The sequence below is a fragment of the Klebsiella sp. 2680 genome, from assembly GCF_900198535.1.
Taxonomy (GTDB): domain Bacteria; phylum Pseudomonadota; class Gammaproteobacteria; order Enterobacterales; family Enterobacteriaceae; genus Klebsiella; species Klebsiella indica.
The window spans coordinates 392,026-408,419 of record NZ_FZNJ01000002.1 but is presented as its reverse complement, the minus strand read 5'-3'; the positions used below and the strand labels follow the sequence as shown (position 1 = coordinate 408,419).

Sequence of the window (16,394 nt, the reverse complement as noted above, 5' to 3'; positions counted from 1 at the left end):
TAACGCAAAGTAAGGATTTAACGATGAAGAAGATTACTGCACTGTTTGTTGCCTCTACTCTGGCTCTGGGCGCGGCTAACCTGGCGCATGCGGCAGATGCCTCCGCCGCACCAGCAGACGGCAAGCCGATGCTGCATCATAAACGCGGACCTGGCGCCCCACACGAAATGATGTTCAAAGGTCTGAACCTGACCGATGCGCAGAAAGCGCAAATCCGCGATATTATGAAGAGCCAGCGTGAGCAGATGAAGCGTCCTTTGCTGGATGAACGCCGCGCAATGCACGATCTCATCGCCAGCGATACCTTCGACAAGGCAAAGGCGGAAGCGCAGATTGAGAAGATGGAAGCCCAGCACAAAGAGATGGCGCTGGCCCGTCTGGAAACCCAGAACAAGATTTACAACATTCTGACGCCGGAACAGAAAAAACAGTTCAATGCCAATTTTGAGAAGCATCTGACAGAACGTAAAGCGCCGGAAGGTAAAATGCCTGCACCAGCTGAATAATTCAGCGCGCTGATTTAAGACCGCCGGTCTTGCCCAATTATGCCAACAGGCGTTGGGCAGGATCGGCGGTTTTTCTTTATCTGAGAACGGGGCCTGAACTGAGGGCGTTTCGCTTGCCCGGCAGGTTTTAACAGCCACGCCGGGACGTTTAGCCTTCACGACGCGAAAGGAGACGACTAACAATCCGCTATTTCTCACAGCGAATGGAGCGGATACTGGCCGCTTAACAGCGGCTTACACAGTATTTTATAACCGTCATGATCAAATTTTGCCGACAGGCGCGTCAGCGCCGGCGCGTGCGAAAGAGAATCTACGGCGCCCAGCCACAGCCAGTTATGAATAATGTGGTATTGGGTCATATCGTCACTCTTCTCTTCCAGCGCGATCGCCCCGGCCCACGGCCAGCATACCAGCCGCATCTTTTCCATATTTGCCAGCAGCCGCTGATGATGATCCTCGGGACGCTCTTTACCGCAACAGGCGCCGGCACAGCGGCCCAGCGCCGAGCGAAAACAGGCGCGACCGCGGCTTAGCGGCTCCAGCCCCATTAACCCATAGCAAAGGCGATGCTCGTCAGCGATTTTTTGCAATGCCTGCAGCGCCGCGCGTCGGTTGGCAAAGAGACCATAGAGATTACTTTCATGCGAGAAATCAAGCTCGCGGGCATAAACGACCTGCGGGCGTGCGTCAGTAAGGCGTAATGCGCACAATTGTCTGTTTTGCCGTAAACGTTTATTGAAAAGCGGCTGCTGCGTTTTAATCAACTGCGCTTCTAATAATAGCGCGCCGAGTTCACCCGCTGTACGTTGCCAGGTAATTCGCCGGGCCTGGCGCAGCATCGCCGCTTCGTCGGGGGTTCGCAGGTGCGACAGTACCCGGCTACGGATATTGACGCTTTTGCCGATATAGAGAGGCAGGCTATTGCTTTCGCCGTGGAACAGATAAACGCCGGGCTGCTTTGGCAATGCGTCGAGCCACGGACGCAGGTGTTCAGGGTATGTATAAATTGCCGCCGCTTCAAACTCAAGACGCGGCGCGGATTGCCTTCTTGCCACTCTTACTCCTGATGCTGTTTATCTGTACAGTATAGCAGGCGAGTAAAGAGGCGGGAAGTTCAAAACTCACCCCGATCAAAATCGGGGTGAAAAGAGGGGGAATTATTTTTTCCAGAAATCGTCGAAAACGGTAATCGGTGGCCGACGTTTATGTTCGGTTTTCAGATACCAGCTTTCGATGGTCTTAGCGATTTTTTCATCCAGCGTTTTGCCTTCCAGATAGTCGTCAATATTTTCATAGGTTACCCCCAGCGCGACTTCGTCCGGCAGGGAGGGGCGGTCATCTTCAAGATCGGCGGTCGGCAATTTTTTATACAGATGCTCCGGGCAACCGAAATGAGCCAGCAGCTGTTTGCCCTGACGTTTGTTGAGGCGGAAGATGGGGTTAATATCCGTACCGCCATCGCCGTATTTGGTGAAGAATCCGGTCACCGCTTCCGCTGCGTGGTCAGTTCCCACGACGACGCCCTGGGTCATGCCGGCAATGCTGTATTGCGCCTTCATGCGTTCGCGGGCTTTCTCGTTGCCGCGAACAAAGTCGCTAAGCTCGATTCCCGCCTCGCGCAGCGCCTGTTCGCTGGCGAGCACGGCCCCTTTAATATTGACCGTTAAAACGCGATCCGGCTGAATAAACGCGATGGCATCCTGGCAGTCCTGCTCATCCGCCTGTACGCCGTATGGCAGACGAACGGCGATAAACTGCAGGCTGCTGTCGCCGCTTTCCGCGCGCAGTTCGCTGATGGCCTGTTGACACAATTTACCGGTTAGCGTTGAGTCCTGGCCGCCGCTGAGGCCGAGCACCAGTGATTTAATAAAAGGATACCGCTGTAGATAAGATTTGAGAAAGTCTACGCTGCGGCGTATCTCGCTTTCGACATCGATCTGGGGTTTTACGCCCAGCGCCTGAATAATCTCTTGTTGTAGCGTCATCGCGCCCTCCCGGAAGTGAATCAGTTTGGCAATCAGCAAAGGTTTAAGCTACCTCTTTGACGGTAAAACAACAAGGATCACCGTTTTGAGTGGTGTAAAAGCAGGCGATCTCAATGGCATAGATTATTTTATTGGAAAGCTCTTAATTTTTGCTCATTTCTACCTTCGGCTTGAAAAATAACGACATTTATTCCAGGCTTATTAACACGCCAAAAAAAGAGGATGGAATATGAACAAGCATTTCGCAGGATTTCTCGGCGCAGCAGCAGTATTAACCATGCTGGCAGGGTGTACGGCCTATGACCGCACCAAAGATCAGTTCACGCAGCCGGTCGTTAAAGATGTTAAAAAGGGGATGACCCGCGCGCAGGTGATGCAGATCGCCGGTAAACCTTCATCAGAAGTCACCATGATTCATGCGCGTGGGACCTGCCAGACCTACATTCTGGGTCAACGTGATGGTAAAATTGAAACCTACTTTGTTGCCCTGGATGATACCGGCCATGTAATGAATTCCGGCTACCAGACCTGTGCTGAGTATGATACTGACCCAGCCACCAGCAAGTAAGATCTCGCCATACTGCTGATTTCCCCTAAGCCTGGCCTTTGTCCAGGCTTTTTTCATGCATGATGTTGCTTATTTAATTGCGCGAATTATTTGAGGGAAATGTGAAGGTAGTCATAACGTAAGGTCAATGAGAGACAATTCTGTTCAAGGAGGAATTATCCGCGCGAAGAACGATACTATATACTCACTGCATCAACAATATTAATTCGCAGCAATATTTCTTACCGCCTCTCCGGCATAAAAATGCTGAAGAGAGCAGGTTACAGCAATTGAGGAAGCGTTGATGGAAAAGAAACATATCTACCTGTTCTGTTCAGCCGGTATGTCTACGTCACTACTGGTATCTAAAATGCGAGCGCAGGCCGAGAAATATGCGGTGCCGGTTATTATCGAAGCATTTCCGGAAACCTTAGCCGGAGAAAAGGGACCCGAAGCCGATGTTGTTCTGTTAGGCCCGCAGATCGCCTATATGCTGCCGGATATCCAGCGTTTACTGCCAAATAAACCTGTGGCTGTTATTGATTCTATTTTATACGGTAAAGTCGATGGTTTAGGCGTTTTGAAAGAAGCCGTTGCGGCCATTAAGAAAGCGGCTGCGCAATAATTTTATTTTAAAACTCGATTTTTCCGGGTAATGCTGATAACCACACAAGGGAGGACAAATATACTGTTATCCGGAATGAAGAGAGTTTATTTTTCCGTCAAAGAGTAATTTTATCGGCCATCGCCGCAATAAATATATTGCGGCCTTAAAGGGTATTTATTATGAGTAAAGTGATTGATTCGCTTGAAAAGGTACTCCTTCCGTTTGCTGTTAAAATAGGAAGGCAGCCACACGTCAATGCAATTAAAAATGGTTTTATTAAGTTAATGCCATTGACGCTGGCCGGGGCCATGTTTGTTTTAATTAATAACGTATTTCTGAGTTTTGGTGAAGGTTCTTTCTTTTATTCAATGGGCATTCGTCTGGATGCTTCCACCATTGAAACGCTAAACGGTTTTAAAGCAATCGGTGGTAACGTTTATAACGGCACGCTCGGCATTATGTCGCTGATGGCGCCTTTCTTTATTGGTTCTGCGTTGGCGGAAGAGCGCAAAGTCGACCCGATGGCGGCAGGATTATTGGCTATCGCGGCATTTATGACCGTGACCCCTTATAGCGTTGGCGAGGCTTACGCTGTCGGCGCGAACTGGTTAGGCGGCGCCAATATCATTTCAGGTATTGTTATCGGCCTGGTGGTGGCGGAGATGTTCACTTTTATTGTTCATCGTAATTGGGTGATCACCCTGCCGTCCAGCGTACCGGCTTCGGTTTCCCGATCATTTTCCGCAGTCATTCCGGCGTTTATTATTCTGTCTATTATGGGAATTATCTCCTGGGCGCTGACGCACTGGGGCACTAACTTCCATCAGATAATTATGGATACCATCTCCACGCCGCTGGCCGCAATGGGCGCAGTTGTCGGCTGGGCGTACGTGATTTTCACCTCCCTGCTGTGGTTCTTTGGCGTACATGGTTCGCTGGCGCTGTCGGCACTGGACAGCGGAATTATGACGCCATGGGCGCTGGAAAACATCGCAATCTACCAGCAGTATGGTTCGGTTGACGCGGCGCTGGCTGCGGGTAAAACCTTCCATATGTGGGCCAAACCGATGCTGGACTCCTATATTTTCCTCGGCGGTACCGGCGCGACGCTGGGCCTGATTATCGCCATCTTTATCGCTTCACGGCGTGAGGATCATCGTCAGGTTGCGAAGCTGGCGCTGCCGTCGGGTATCTTCCAGATTAACGAACCTATTCTGTTTGGTCTGCCGATTATTATGAACCCGGTGATGTTCATTCCATTCATTCTGATTCAGCCCCTGCTGGCGGCTATCACCATGACGGCTTATACCCTGGGCGTTATCCCGCCGATTACCAACATCGCGCCGTGGACCATGCCAACCGGTTTGGGCGCGTTCTTTAACACGAACGGCAGCGTCGCCGCTCTGCTGCTGGCCCTGTTTAACCTTGCCATATCAACCCTGGTCTACCTGCCGTTTGTGGTGATTTCCAACAAAGCGCAGGGCGTGATTGAGCAGGAAGAGAGCGAAGAAGATATCGCTAACGCACTGAAATTCTGACATTACACGGTACGGGAAATCCCCGTACCGTCTGAGAGATGAGGGAGTCATTATGTTTGATCTGGATAACATTGCAGAGGAAGAGCGCCCGGCCAACGACCTCGAAGAGGTGGTGATGGGATTGATCATTAACTCCGGGCAGGCGCGTAGCCTGGCTTATGCCGCGCTGAAGGAAGCAAAGCAGGGGAAGTTCGCGTCGGCCAAAGCGATGATGGAGCAGTCGCGAATGGCGTTGAGCGAAGCGCACCTTGTGCAGACACAATTAATCGAGAGTGATGAAGGTGAAGGCAAAATGAAAGTGAGTCTGGTGCTGGTTCATGCGCAAGATCATCTGATGACTTCCATGCTGGCTCGCGAGCTGGTCGCTGAATTGATTGAGCTGCATGAGAAGGTACAATAGGTCATCGACACGATGAGGCAGCCAAAAATGATGACCACAGAAATCAGTACCGCCCGGGAGCAACAACTCTTTAACGGCAAAAATTTTCACGTGGTCATCTATAACAAGACGGAGAGCGTCAGCGGGCTTCACCAGCATGATTATTATGAATATACCATTGTGTTGACCGGGCGCTATTATCAGGTCATTAATGGTAAGCGGGTGCTGCTGGAGCGCGGGGATTTTGTCTTTATTCCAATGGGGTCGCATCACCAGAGTTTTTATGAATTTGGTGCGACGCGCATTCTCAACGTAGGCATCAGTAAACGTTTCTTTGAGAAACACTACCTGCCTTTACTGCCGTTTGGTCTGGTTGCCTCCCAGGTCTATACCGTTAAAAGTACGTTTCTTAGTTATATTGAGTCGGTTATTGCATCACTGAATTTTCGCGAAACCGAGTTTGATGAATTTATTGAACTGGTATCGTTTTATACTCTCAATCGTTTACGGCATTATCGCGAGGAGCCAGAGGAGGATTTTATTCCACAATGGTTGAAAAATACCGTTGAAGGTATGCACGATAAAGTTATGTTTGCTGAATGTGCGCTGGAAAATATGGTGAAGTCCTCCGGGAAAACGCAGGAATATTTAACCCGGGCAACTCAGCGTTATTATGCGAAAACGCCAATGCAGATAATTAACGATATCCGTATCAACTTTGCCAAGAAACAGTTAGAGATAACGAATTACTCAGTGACCGATATTGCCTATGAGTCGGGGTACAGCAGTCCCAGTCTGTTTATTAAAACGTTTAAGAAACTGACTTCATTTACCCCCAGTAGCTATCGGAAGCATCTTACAAGTATTAATTAACCAGGCGCGAAATATTCGCGTAAGCAAAATATCCAGCTTAACTATCCGCATTTACGCGGGGAGTGGGTAACGTATAGCCAAAATCATTCGGGGTGCAGGACAAAACGGTTAACCGTCCTGAACGTTGCTGGCGGCTGCCCGTCAGGGAGCGTCATTCGCGGCCGACACATCTGCATTTTGAAATATGGCGGCTATATATGCGTAGTCCACAAGGGAGAAAAATATGAGCCAGAAATTAAAGGTCGTGACGATTGGCGGCGGCAGCAGCTATACCCCGGAATTACTGGAAGGGTTCCTGAAGCGTTATCATGAACTGCCGGTGAGCGAGCTGTGGCTGGTGGATGTCGCGGAAGGGCAGGAAAAGCTCGATATTATCCATGCGATGTGTCAGCGGATGGTTGAAAAAGCCGGTGTGCCGATGCAGGTCTACAAAACTCTCGACCGTCGCAAGGCGCTGGAAGGGGCTGATTTCGTTACCACCCAATTGCGCGTCGGTCAGTTGAAGGCGCGTGAGAAGGACGAACGAATTCCGCTGAGTCACGGTTATTTAGGTCAGGAAACCAATGGTGCGGGGGGGCTGTTTAAAGGTTTGCGCACCATTCCTGTGATATTTGATATTGTGAAAGATGTTCAGGAAATTTGCCCGAAGGCCTGGATTATCAACTTCACTAACCCGGCAGGGATGGTGACTGAAGCCGTCTGTCGCCACACCGATTTTAAGCGCTTTATCGGCGTGTGTAATATCCCTGTTGGTATGAAGATGTTTATCACCGATGTGCTGAAACTGAACCCGAGTGATGTGCTTAACATCGATCTGTTTGGCCTGAATCACCTGGTCTTTGTCCGCGATGTGCTGGTTAACGGCGTCTCGCGCTTTGACGAACTGCTGGACGGCGTGGCGTCCGGTCGTCTGACCGCTAATTCGGTGAAAAATATCTTTGACCTGCCGTTTAGCGAAGGGTTGATACGCGCGTTGCGCCTGATTCCATGCTCCTACCTGCTTTACTACTTCAAGCCAAAAGAGATGCTGGCAATTGAAATGGGGGAATACTACAAAGGCGGCGCCCGCGCTCAGGTGGTGCAGAAAGTTGAGAAACAGCTGTTCGAACTGTACAAAAATCCGGCTCTGAAGGTGAAGCCGAAAGAGCTTGAGCAACGCGGCGGGGCCTATTACTCCGACGCAGCCTGTGAAGTCATCAACGCTATCTACAATGATAAACAGACTGAGCATTACGTGAATGTGCCGCACCACGGTCACATCGACAACGTTCCGGCAGAGTGGGCGGTAGAGATGAGCTGCACGCTTGGCCGCGATGGCGCAAAACCGACGCCGCGCATCACCCATTTCGATGAGAAAGTGCTGGGGTTGATTTATACCATCAAGAGTTTTGAGGTGGCGGCCAGCGAAGCTGCAATCAGCGGTAAGCTGGATGATGTTTTGCTGGCGCTTAACCTGAATCCGCTGATCCACTCCGATCGCGATGCCGAAAAACTGGCGCGGGAGATGATCCTCGCACATGAGAAATGGCTGCCAAACTTTGCGACGACTATCGAAACACTGAAACAGTAACGGGAGCTGCATATGGCGCGCGTGTTGATCGTGAATGCCGACGACTTTGGTCTCAGCAAGGGGCAAAATTACGGTATTATCGAAGCTTGCAAAAATGGTCTGGTTACGTCTACAACGGCACTGGTCAACGGTGAAGCGATCGGCCATGCCGTGCAGCTTCGCCGCGGTGCACCGGAGCTGGCGGTCGGGATGCATTTTGTGCTGACGCTGGGGGAGCCGCTGTCGGCCATGCCGGGTTTAACGCGTGAAGGGCGTCTCGGCAAGTGGATATGGGAGATGGCGGAAGCGGGTAATCTGCCGCTGGATGAAATCGCGTATGAGCTGGAGTGTCAGTTTGCTCGGTTTGTCGAGCTGTTTGGCTGCGAGCCGACGCATATCGACAGCCATCATCATGTGCATATGATGGCGCAGATTTACCCCATTGTGGCGGCGTTTGCCGCCCGCAAGGGGATTGCGTTGCGTATTGACCGACAGCAAGTGGCGCCTTCAGCGCTGGCGCATGATAGGGTGCGCAGCAGCGATGGTTTTTCCCGCGACTTTTACGGTGAGGCGGTTTCCGAAGCCCTATTTTTGCAAACGCTGGATGCCTCTATTCAGCGTGATGAAAAATCTCTGGAAGTAATGTGTCATCCGGCATTTATTGATAACACGATTATGCGCAGCGCCTATTGTTATCCGCGTCTGAGCGAACTGGATGTGCTGACGTCCGAATCGTTAAAGTATGCCATAGCCGGGCGTGGATATCGGCTCGGGACGTATTGCGACCTGTAGTGGTTGTCGGTGACAGCCGGCCCGGCGGCGGCGCTGCCGGGTCTTTTATACAGAGACTGTGGCAATTTTGTCCTTTTTACTGATATCCGGGTGGCAGTGATCGGCTTTTTATAGGGTTTACATCTGTACGGCGAGTATGCAAAGGGGCGACGAACGGAGGCTTTTTCGGCTATGATAGTGGTTTCTGTCCCCGCTTTGTTTAGTGAACCTATTTGTGATGAAACCTCTTCGCCAACAAAACCGCCAGATTATCAGCTACGTGCCCCGAGTAGAGCCTGCACCGCCGGAACACGCCATCAAGATTGAGGGATATCGCGATGTCTGGTTATTGCGGGGGAAGTATGTCGCTTTTGTGCTAATGGGCGAACATTTTCGTCGTTCACCCACCTTTAATGTGCCGGAAGCGGCGCAACGCTGGGCGACGCAAATGCGGCAGGAAGGTGAAATAGGCGCCTGAGGAGGCGGCGCCGTAAGAATAAAAGACGATTGAGAGTCCCCCGTAATACCGTTCGGTTAAGCGGTTCACAGTGTTTCTCGCTCTTTCGTTGGGGGCGGGTGAGACGCCCCCACACGGTTCGCAGGCCGTGGAGATGGCCAATATCCTCGTATGGGCCGTGAACAGAATAATCCACGGAGCAAAATCAGGCGAAAACAAAAACGCGCCATCTTCGCCAGCACCACCGATTCACTGATATCCTCTGACCCGTAATCATCCCTTCTTAAGCCCCGAACGGCGCTGAACTGAGGATATCAGCGCTGTTTGCGCTCTCAATCCTCATCAGGCCTGCCATTAGCGGTGTACCAGTTCAGCATCTTCTTCGCTATCGAGAATTGTTCTGTCTGTTTGACGTAGCCACTGGCTGGTCAGCGTGCCCGCCGTCATTGAACCGCTCACGTTTAGCGCGGTACGGCCCATATCGATCAGCGGCTCAACCGAGATTAACAGCGCCACCAGCGTCACTGGCAGACCCATCGCCGGCAGGACAATCAGCGCAGCAAAGGTTGCGCCGCCGCCCACGCCCGCGACGCCAGCGGAACTCACGGTAACGATGCCCACCAGGGTAGCAATCCACAGCGGATCGAGCGGATTAATACCCACAGTCGGCGCGACCATTACGGCCAGCATCGCCGGGTAGAGACCCGCACAGCCGTTCTGACCGATAGTGGCGCCGAACGATGCTGAGAAGCTGGCAATAGATTCCGGCACGCCCAGACGGCGGGTTTGCGTTTCAACGTTCAGCGGAATAGATGCCGCGCTGGAGCGGCTGGTAAAGGCGAAGGTGAGCACCGGCCAGACTTTTCGGAAGTATTTCAGCGGGCTCACGCCGTTGACCGCCAGCAGCAGCCCGTGTACCACGAACATGATGCCCAGGCCAATGTAGGAGGCGATAACAAAGCTGCCGAGTTTGATGATGTCCTGCAAGTTGGATCCCGCCACCACTTTGGTCATCAGCGCCAGCACGCCGTAGGGTGTTAACTGCATAACCAGGCGCACCAGCTTCATAACCCAGCTTTGCAGCGTGTCGATCGCAGTGAGTACGCGCTGGCCTTTTGCCACATCATCTTTCAACAGTTTCAGCGCGGCCACGCCGAGAAACGCCGCGAAAATAACCACGCTGATAATCGATGTCGGGTTTGCGCCGGTGAGGTCAGCAAACGGGTTTTTGGGGATAAAAGAGAGGATCAGTTGCGGGACGCTCAGGTCCGCGACTTTACCGGCATAGTTATTCTGAATGGCATTGAGACGGGCAGTTTCCGCGCCGCCCTGAACCAGCCCTTCGGCGGTCAGACCAAACATATTGGTCACCAGCACTCCGACCAGCGCGGCAATCAGGGTTGTGAATAGCAGCGTACCAATGCTCAGGAAGCTGATTTTACCAAGCTGTGAAGCATTATGCAGGCGGGCGACCGCGCTCAGAATTGAGGCGAACACCAGTGGCATAACAATCATTTGCAGCAGTTTCACATAACCGTTGCCGACGATATTGAACCACTGGAGAGAGTCCTGCAGCACCGGATGCCCGGAACCATAGATAATCTGCAGCGCCAGACCGAAAATAACGCCGATAACCAGACCAAGCAGCACTTTTTTAGCAAGACTCCACTGCTTATGCCGGGTTTGCGCCAGCGCCAGCAGTAAAACCGCGAACACAACAACATTCGCTATTAATGGAAAATTCATTCCTGTTCTCCTGATATCCTTTGTGACCGTAGGTCAATGTCGTATTCCTGTGACGGCAAGGGTAGCAGAAGGCGTCTTTCCTTACTTATATCCAAATGGAATTGATTATAACCGTTTTGTTTTTTTGCTGGTTTATTGCCTGGACGGGGGACCAATCAGACGATGAAACGTCATTTGCAGGGCGTTAATCATCTCCGACGACCAGCGTACTGCGCTGTTTTCGGCGACGTTTTGCGGCAGCCATACGGCGTAAACGAATAGCGCGATGCAGAGCACGCGTTCCAGTTGATTCCCCTTGCGCGGCGCAAGCACCGGTAAACGAAAACGCCAGCGACAGGGCCAGAGCAGTGGAACACCCGCCGGGGTCAGCATATCGGCGAGGATATGGCTGAGATAACCCAGTACCAGCCCCTGCAGCGCGTCTGCCGGAATGATCCAGCTCTCTGGCACTTTCAGTGAGAAAAGCGCGACCGCGGCAAATACCGCCAGCAGACTGTGGGTGAAACCACGATGGCCGAAGGCGCGCGCCACGGGCTTTGATATCCAGCTTAATCGCTGCCCAAGAAAAGATTTGGGGTGGTCGATATCGGGCAGCAGGCAGGTCAGCACGGCGGAAGGGATAATATGCCACCAGTCACCCTGGGCCAGCACGGGGGTTAATTCCGCATTTTTCGCAAATACCGCACAGGCGATAGAAAAAAGGAGGTGGCCTTCCGCCGTCATGATAAAAACCCTAAACTGTCAATTTATACAGTATAGGGTTTTTATACAGTGCGGGGAAGAGGTGACGGTGTAACTCTTTGTCACAAAACCGTCAACGTGCCAGCCATCCACCGTCTACCGCGAGGGTAAATCCGTTGATGTAATCGGAGGCGGAGGACGCAAGAAAGACCACCGGTCCTTGCAGATCGTCCGGAATTCCCCAGCGTCCGGCCGGGATGCGGTCAAGAATCTCTTTGCTGCGTTCAGCATCGTCCCGTAACTGCTGCGTATTGTTGGTGGTCATATATCCTGGCGCAATGGCGTTAACATTGATGTGATATTTTGCCCATTCATTGGCCAGCAGGCGGGTAATCCCCAGCACGCCACTTTTTGATGCGGTATATGAAGGCACGCGAATACCGCCCTGGAAAGAGAGCATCGAAGCAATATTGACAATTTTTCCACCATCACCCTGGCGAATAAACTGTTTCGCGACGGCCTGTGAAAGAAAAAATACCGATTTCAGGTTCAGATTGAGGACATCGTCCCAGTCCTTTTCGCTAAAGGAGATCGCATCGGCGCGGCGAATCGTGCCAGCGTTGTTGACCAGAATATCCACCCGTCCCATCGCCGCAACGGCCTGGTTTACGATGGCGTCGATGTCATCCTGACGGCTCAGATCGGCCTGAATGGGAGTAAACCGCCGGCCTAGCGCCAGAACCTTTTCCGCCGTTTCATGCGGAATGCGCCGATTAACGCCGACGATATCGCATCCGGCCTGCGCCAGACCCAGCGTCATCCCCTGGCCTAACCCGGTATCACAACCCGTAACGATAGCGACCTTATTCGTAAGGTCGAAGGCGTTCAGTACCATATGCACCTCTGTATGCTGATTTCATGCGTCAAATAGCGCCTGTGAAATCAGCATAGAGGGCAAAAGAGAAAAAAACAATTAAAATGAAACATTGTTTTAATTAAAAAGGTATAGCGGGCCGTTGATATATCCTGTACCGCAACTTCAGCCCAGCAGGTCGCGCACCGTGAGGGATTCCAGCGTCGCGAGCTTCACGTCAGACAACACAAAGCGTGGATCGCGGCTGTTTTCTGCCTCAGGAACGACGATTGAGCGCATACGCGCCGCCTTGCTGGCAATCATGCCATTTACCGAGTCTTCCAGCGCCACACAGTTCAGCGGACTGACCCCGAGTTTCGCCGCGCAGTCGAGATAAACTTGCGGGTGCGGTTTGCTGAAGGGCAGCATTTCGGCCGAGGCGAGGACGTCAAACTGGTCTCTTAGTTCAAACATGGTGAGGACTTTTTCCAGCATCCGCAGCGGTGAAGCCGAAGCCAGACCGATTTTGAGCCCCTGGGCTTTACACAGCGCGACGGCTTCTCGCACGCCGGGCAGGAGCGGGCGCGCATCTTCAACCAACTGGATGGCGCGGTTGATAATTCGCGCAGTGACCTCCGCGCGATCCGGACCTTGCCACGGCTGCTGTGCAAACCACAGGTCGACAACTAAATCGATTCGCAGCCCCAGCGTATCAGGCATTTCGCCGCGGCGGCGAGTATCTACGCCAAGGCTGGCTATCACCTCCAGTTCCGCCTTATCCCATAGCGGCTCAGAATCAATCAATAATCCATCCATATCAAAAATCGCGGCGTGAATCTGGCGCCTTGCTGACATAAGTCCCTCTCCGGTAGCGTAATCAGGTAACGAATCGCTCCTCATGGTATATCATACCGCGCATGATTGGGCGAAATTCGCCGATGAGGGTAGACTGAAAATGGATAAGGCGTCTTAACAAGGGGAACCCATGACGTATCAACAAGCTGGACGCATTGCAGTACTTAAACGCATTTTGGGATGGGTAGTGTTTATCCCGGCGGCGATCTCGACGCTGATTTCCGTGCTGAAGTTTATGTATGAGCATAGCGAGAAAAAACCAGGGATTGACGCGGTAATGATGGACTTTGCGCATGTAATGATTGAGATGGTTCGCTTTAACACGCCATTCCTTAATTTGTTCTGGTATAACTCGCCGTTGCCGGATTTTAAACACGGTATCAATATCGGTTTCTGGGTGATCTATATTTTGCTGTTCGTCGGCATGGCGTTACAGGCTTCTGGCGCGCGGATGGGGCGTCAGGCGAAGTTTCTGCGCGAAGGGGTTGAGGATCAGTTGATTCTGGAACAGGCCAAAGGGCCGGAAGGGCTGACGCGTGAGCAGATTGCTGAACGCATTGTGGTGCCACGCCATACGATTCTGGTGCAGTATTTCCCGCTGTACGTATTGCCGGTGATCGGTATTGTACTGGGATACTTTTTCTTCTCTTTGCTCGGTTTTCTGTAATCAACGGGCCCGGTCACGCCGGGCTGGCTGATTTACTGGGCTGGTAGCGCACGCGGTTTGCCCTGACTGTCGACCGCAACATAGATAAACAGCGCTTCGGTTGCTTTATAACGCTGGCCGATCGGCTCGGACGACACTTTTTTTACCCATACTTCAATATTGATTGTTACCGAGGTGTTGCCTCGTTTTATACAATTAGCGTAGCAGCACACCACGTCGCCCACGGCCACCGGGCGCAAAAAGGTCATGCCGTCGACGCGTACCGTGACTACGCGGCCATGGGCAATTTCTTTCGCCATAATCGCCCCGCCAATATCCATTTGCGACATCAGCCAGCCGCCAAAAATATCGCCGTTGGCGTTAGTATCAGCTGGCATGGCCAGGGTGCGTAAAACCATTTCGCCCTTCGGCGCGAGATCTGTTGTCGCCATTCTATACTCTGTACCCGTCAAAGATGATCAGGCGCGATGCTACTACGAAAATGGCGTGGAGAGAATAGGGGAATATGCCTGTCAGGGCGGGGCAAGAACAGATACCCGTTTCCGGACGCAGTACTCATTCAGCCTGGAGGATCCCGGCGTGCAGGAATAGACATGCCGACACGACTGACCGCAGGGCGTTGCAGAGAAAAAACCGTCCACAGTCGGACTGCCTGGCAAAACAGCGTTTATGCGGCGGGGCTTTGTACCTGCGGGAAACGGCACGCGGGATACGTGCCGGGGAATCGCGCTTTAGTGGTTGTCGTCCTGAGGCATATGGCGATAGATGTAAACGCCGCTCAGCAGCGTGAATATCAGCGTCAGAGCCGTCAGGCCGAAGACCTTGAAGTTGACCCAGATATTTTGCGGCAGCCAGAAAGCGATATAGATATTCGCCAGCCCGCAGAGAATAAAAAACAGCGCCCATGCCAGATTCAGACGCGACCACACCTGCTGCGGTAGGGTCAGTTCTTTACCCAGCATGCGCTGGATCAGCGGTTTTTTCATTACCCATTCACTGAACAGCAGCGCGCTGGCGAACAGGACGTAGATAACCGTTACTTTCCATTTGATAAACTCATCGTTGTGGAAAAAAATGGTTAGCCCGCCAAATATCGCAACCAGCACAAAGGTAATCAGCGCCATCTTCTCGACTTTGCGATAGCGTACCCAGCTATAAATCAGCACGATGGCGGTGGCGATAATCAGCGCGCTCGTCGCGGCGTAAATATCGTACAGCTTGTAGAATGCGAAGAAGACTACCAGCGGTAAAAAATCCAGAAACTGCTTCATACATCAATTCCGTCGTTCAGAATGGCGCGGGGAGATACCTCGCGCCAGATTAAGTTAGTTACGAATAAGCATATACAAGCGGAATAAATAGATCAGCAACAATGCGGAGATCAGATTGCTGATGGTATTTATCACCACCGCGCCAACATTTGGCGTCAATACCGCGAAGCTGGAGGCAAACAGCAACAGCAGGGTTTTCGCCAGCAGCCAGCCGATTATCGCGGGTGCCAGCAGGCGCATATTGGCCCAGGCCAGGCGCATACTGCTACGCATGGCGCTAAAAATACCGACTTTATCCTGCACCAGCATGACAGGGGCGAAAGAGAGCACAATAGCCAGCAGTATGCCTGGCACCAGCACCAGCATCATCCCCATCTGCACCACAAATGTTGTCAGCAGAATCAGTAACAGCAGCTTTGGCAACATCGGCGCGGAGGCGCCAATTGCGCGAAGGGCGCTGACGCGCTGACCTGCGGAAATCATTTGAATCATCAACAGAACGCCGCCCGCGAGAATGGCGTTACCCACCAGACCGGAAAACGTAGAGGCAGCGGAAGCCCGTAGTAAGATCTGCTGCTGCTCCGGCGTCATGTTCTGGACCAGCTCGAACAGCCCGCCGCTGCCTGCCAGGCTGTCGCCTTCGCTCAAAATTGATAATTGCTCTTCACTGGGTGAAAAGGCATGACCAAGCACTACCGTAATGAACGCGCATAGCAACGCAATCAGCAAGATAGTGACGAACTGATTGCGGAAAAAATTTCCAGTGTCACGGTAGACGGACTTTGCCGTGATAGACATGCATTCTCCTTGAGTATTGCCGATGTTAACTAGCGGGCGATTGTACCGCAAATCGCTGTTGGGTATCACTCTCTGCTCTGGCGCGCTGAGTATATCTTTGTAAATTGCTGCCGGGAGTGATGATTTATCCCATTACGACTGCAAAGGGAAATTTGATGTGGCTTATTGAACGTTGATTCCACTCATAATAGTGAAAATTAATCTGGATCAATAAATGTTAAATTTAGCGATTTAATGTGATCTATGTTGGATCAAACATACTTCATTATGGGTATATACTTGCGCTGAATAACCATAATGAGGAAGTGGAT

At 52.0% G+C, this 16,394-nt stretch carries 19 protein-coding genes; 10 read left to right on the top strand and 9 right to left on the bottom strand.

Going from position 1 to position 16,394, the window contains the following annotated elements:
* Positions 1–23 precede the first annotated feature (23 nt).
* Positions 24–506 carry an ATP-independent periplasmic protein-refolding chaperone Spy gene (gene spy, locus FN037_RS09330; protein ID WP_138361288.1) on the top strand — a complete coding sequence of 161 codons (483 nt, stop codon included), beginning with the start codon at positions 24–26 and terminating at the stop codon, positions 504–506.
* 194 nt (positions 507–700) lie between these two features.
* Here the strand turns inward: spy and cho are convergent, their stop codons facing one another.
* Positions 701–1,561 (bottom strand): excinuclease Cho, encoded by an 861-nt coding sequence (cho, locus tag FN037_RS09325; RefSeq protein ID WP_142502076.1) that lies wholly within the window; start codon positions 1,559–1,561, stop codon positions 701–703.
* A 102-nt stretch (positions 1,562–1,663) separates the two neighbouring features.
* Positions 1,664–2,491, bottom strand: a complete 828-nt coding sequence (gene nadE, locus FN037_RS09320) for an ammonia-dependent NAD(+) synthetase (protein WP_138361290.1) — start codon at positions 2,489–2,491, stop codon at positions 1,664–1,666.
* Between the two features lie 229 nt (positions 2,492–2,720).
* Here nadE and osmE point away from each other — a divergent pair, with 229 nt between their 5' ends.
* From osmE to cedA, 8 genes are all read left to right on the top strand, one after another.
* Complete coding sequence (gene osmE, locus FN037_RS09315; protein ID WP_138361291.1) at positions 2,721–3,059, top strand: osmotically-inducible lipoprotein OsmE; 339 nt, start codon at positions 2,721–2,723, stop codon at positions 3,057–3,059.
* Positions 3,060–3,342: 283 nt separating this feature from the next.
* Positions 3,343–3,663 carry a PTS sugar transporter subunit IIB gene (locus FN037_RS09310; RefSeq protein WP_138361292.1) on the top strand — a complete coding sequence of 107 codons (321 nt, stop codon included), beginning with the start codon at positions 3,343–3,345 and terminating at the stop codon, positions 3,661–3,663.
* Positions 3,664–3,824: 161 nt separating this feature from the next.
* Positions 3,825–5,183, top strand: coding sequence for a PTS N,N'-diacetylchitobiose transporter subunit IIC (gene chbC / locus FN037_RS09305; protein ID WP_138361293.1), 1,359 nt, complete (start codon positions 3,825–3,827; stop codon positions 5,181–5,183).
* 52 nt (positions 5,184–5,235) lie between these two features.
* Positions 5,236–5,583 carry a PTS N,N'-diacetylchitobiose transporter subunit IIA gene (gene chbA, locus FN037_RS09300; protein WP_138361294.1) on the top strand — a complete coding sequence of 116 codons (348 nt, stop codon included), beginning with the start codon at positions 5,236–5,238 and terminating at the stop codon, positions 5,581–5,583.
* Positions 5,584–5,595: 12 nt separating this feature from the next.
* Positions 5,596–6,435 (top strand): transcriptional regulator ChbR, encoded by an 840-nt coding sequence (gene chbR / locus FN037_RS09295; protein WP_260607830.1) that lies wholly within the window; start codon positions 5,596–5,598, stop codon positions 6,433–6,435.
* 223 nt (positions 6,436–6,658) lie between these two features.
* The gene (locus tag FN037_RS09290; RefSeq protein WP_142502074.1) at positions 6,659–8,005 is read left to right on the top strand and encodes a 6-phospho-beta-glucosidase; all 1,347 of its coding nucleotides are present in this window, start codon (positions 6,659–6,661) and stop codon (positions 8,003–8,005) included.
* Between the two features lie 12 nt (positions 8,006–8,017).
* Positions 8,018–8,776, top strand: a complete 759-nt coding sequence (gene chbG / locus FN037_RS09285) for a chitin disaccharide deacetylase (protein WP_138361297.1) — start codon at positions 8,018–8,020, stop codon at positions 8,774–8,776.
* Between the two features lie 202 nt (positions 8,777–8,978).
* A complete protein-coding gene (cedA, locus tag FN037_RS09280) occupies positions 8,979–9,233 on the top strand; it encodes a cell division activator CedA (protein WP_138361298.1) in 255 nt (84 codons plus the stop codon).
* Between the two features lie 333 nt (positions 9,234–9,566).
* Here the strand turns inward: cedA and FN037_RS09275 are convergent, their stop codons facing one another.
* From FN037_RS09275 to hxpB, 4 genes are all read right to left on the bottom strand, one after another.
* Positions 9,567–10,958, bottom strand: coding sequence for an L-cystine transporter (locus tag FN037_RS09275; RefSeq protein ID WP_138361299.1), 1,392 nt, complete (start codon positions 10,956–10,958; stop codon positions 9,567–9,569).
* Positions 10,959–11,090: 132 nt separating this feature from the next.
* Positions 11,091–11,681 (bottom strand): metal-dependent hydrolase, encoded by a 591-nt coding sequence (locus FN037_RS09270; RefSeq protein ID WP_142502073.1) that lies wholly within the window; start codon positions 11,679–11,681, stop codon positions 11,091–11,093.
* A 91-nt stretch (positions 11,682–11,772) separates the two neighbouring features.
* Complete coding sequence (gene kduD / locus FN037_RS09265) at positions 11,773–12,534, bottom strand: 2-dehydro-3-deoxy-D-gluconate 5-dehydrogenase KduD (protein WP_142502072.1); 762 nt, start codon at positions 12,532–12,534, stop codon at positions 11,773–11,775.
* A gap of 144 nt (positions 12,535–12,678) precedes the next feature.
* Positions 12,679–13,347 (bottom strand): hexitol phosphatase HxpB, encoded by a 669-nt coding sequence (gene hxpB, locus FN037_RS09260; RefSeq protein WP_142502071.1) that lies wholly within the window; start codon positions 13,345–13,347, stop codon positions 12,679–12,681.
* A 130-nt stretch (positions 13,348–13,477) separates the two neighbouring features.
* On the opposite strand from hxpB, the gene FN037_RS09255 reads away from it, so the two are divergent.
* Positions 13,478–14,014: a YniB family protein gene (locus FN037_RS09255; protein ID WP_138361303.1), complete on the top strand. Its 537-nt coding sequence runs from the start codon at positions 13,478–13,480 to the stop codon at positions 14,012–14,014.
* 32 nt (positions 14,015–14,046) lie between these two features.
* On the opposite strand, the gene yciA is transcribed toward FN037_RS09255, so the two are convergent.
* The 3 genes from yciA to FN037_RS09240 form a co-directional block, all read right to left on the bottom strand.
* The gene (gene yciA / locus FN037_RS09250) at positions 14,047–14,445 is read right to left on the bottom strand and encodes an acyl-CoA thioester hydrolase YciA (RefSeq protein ID WP_138361304.1); all 399 of its coding nucleotides are present in this window, start codon (positions 14,443–14,445) and stop codon (positions 14,047–14,049) included.
* A 300-nt stretch (positions 14,446–14,745) separates the two neighbouring features.
* Positions 14,746–15,285 (bottom strand): septation protein A, encoded by a 540-nt coding sequence (locus FN037_RS09245; protein ID WP_138361305.1) that lies wholly within the window; start codon positions 15,283–15,285, stop codon positions 14,746–14,748.
* A gap of 54 nt (positions 15,286–15,339) precedes the next feature.
* Positions 15,340–16,083, bottom strand: a complete 744-nt coding sequence (locus FN037_RS09240) for a YciC family protein (RefSeq protein ID WP_138361306.1) — start codon at positions 16,081–16,083, stop codon at positions 15,340–15,342.
* Positions 16,084–16,394: the final 311 nt, after the last annotated feature.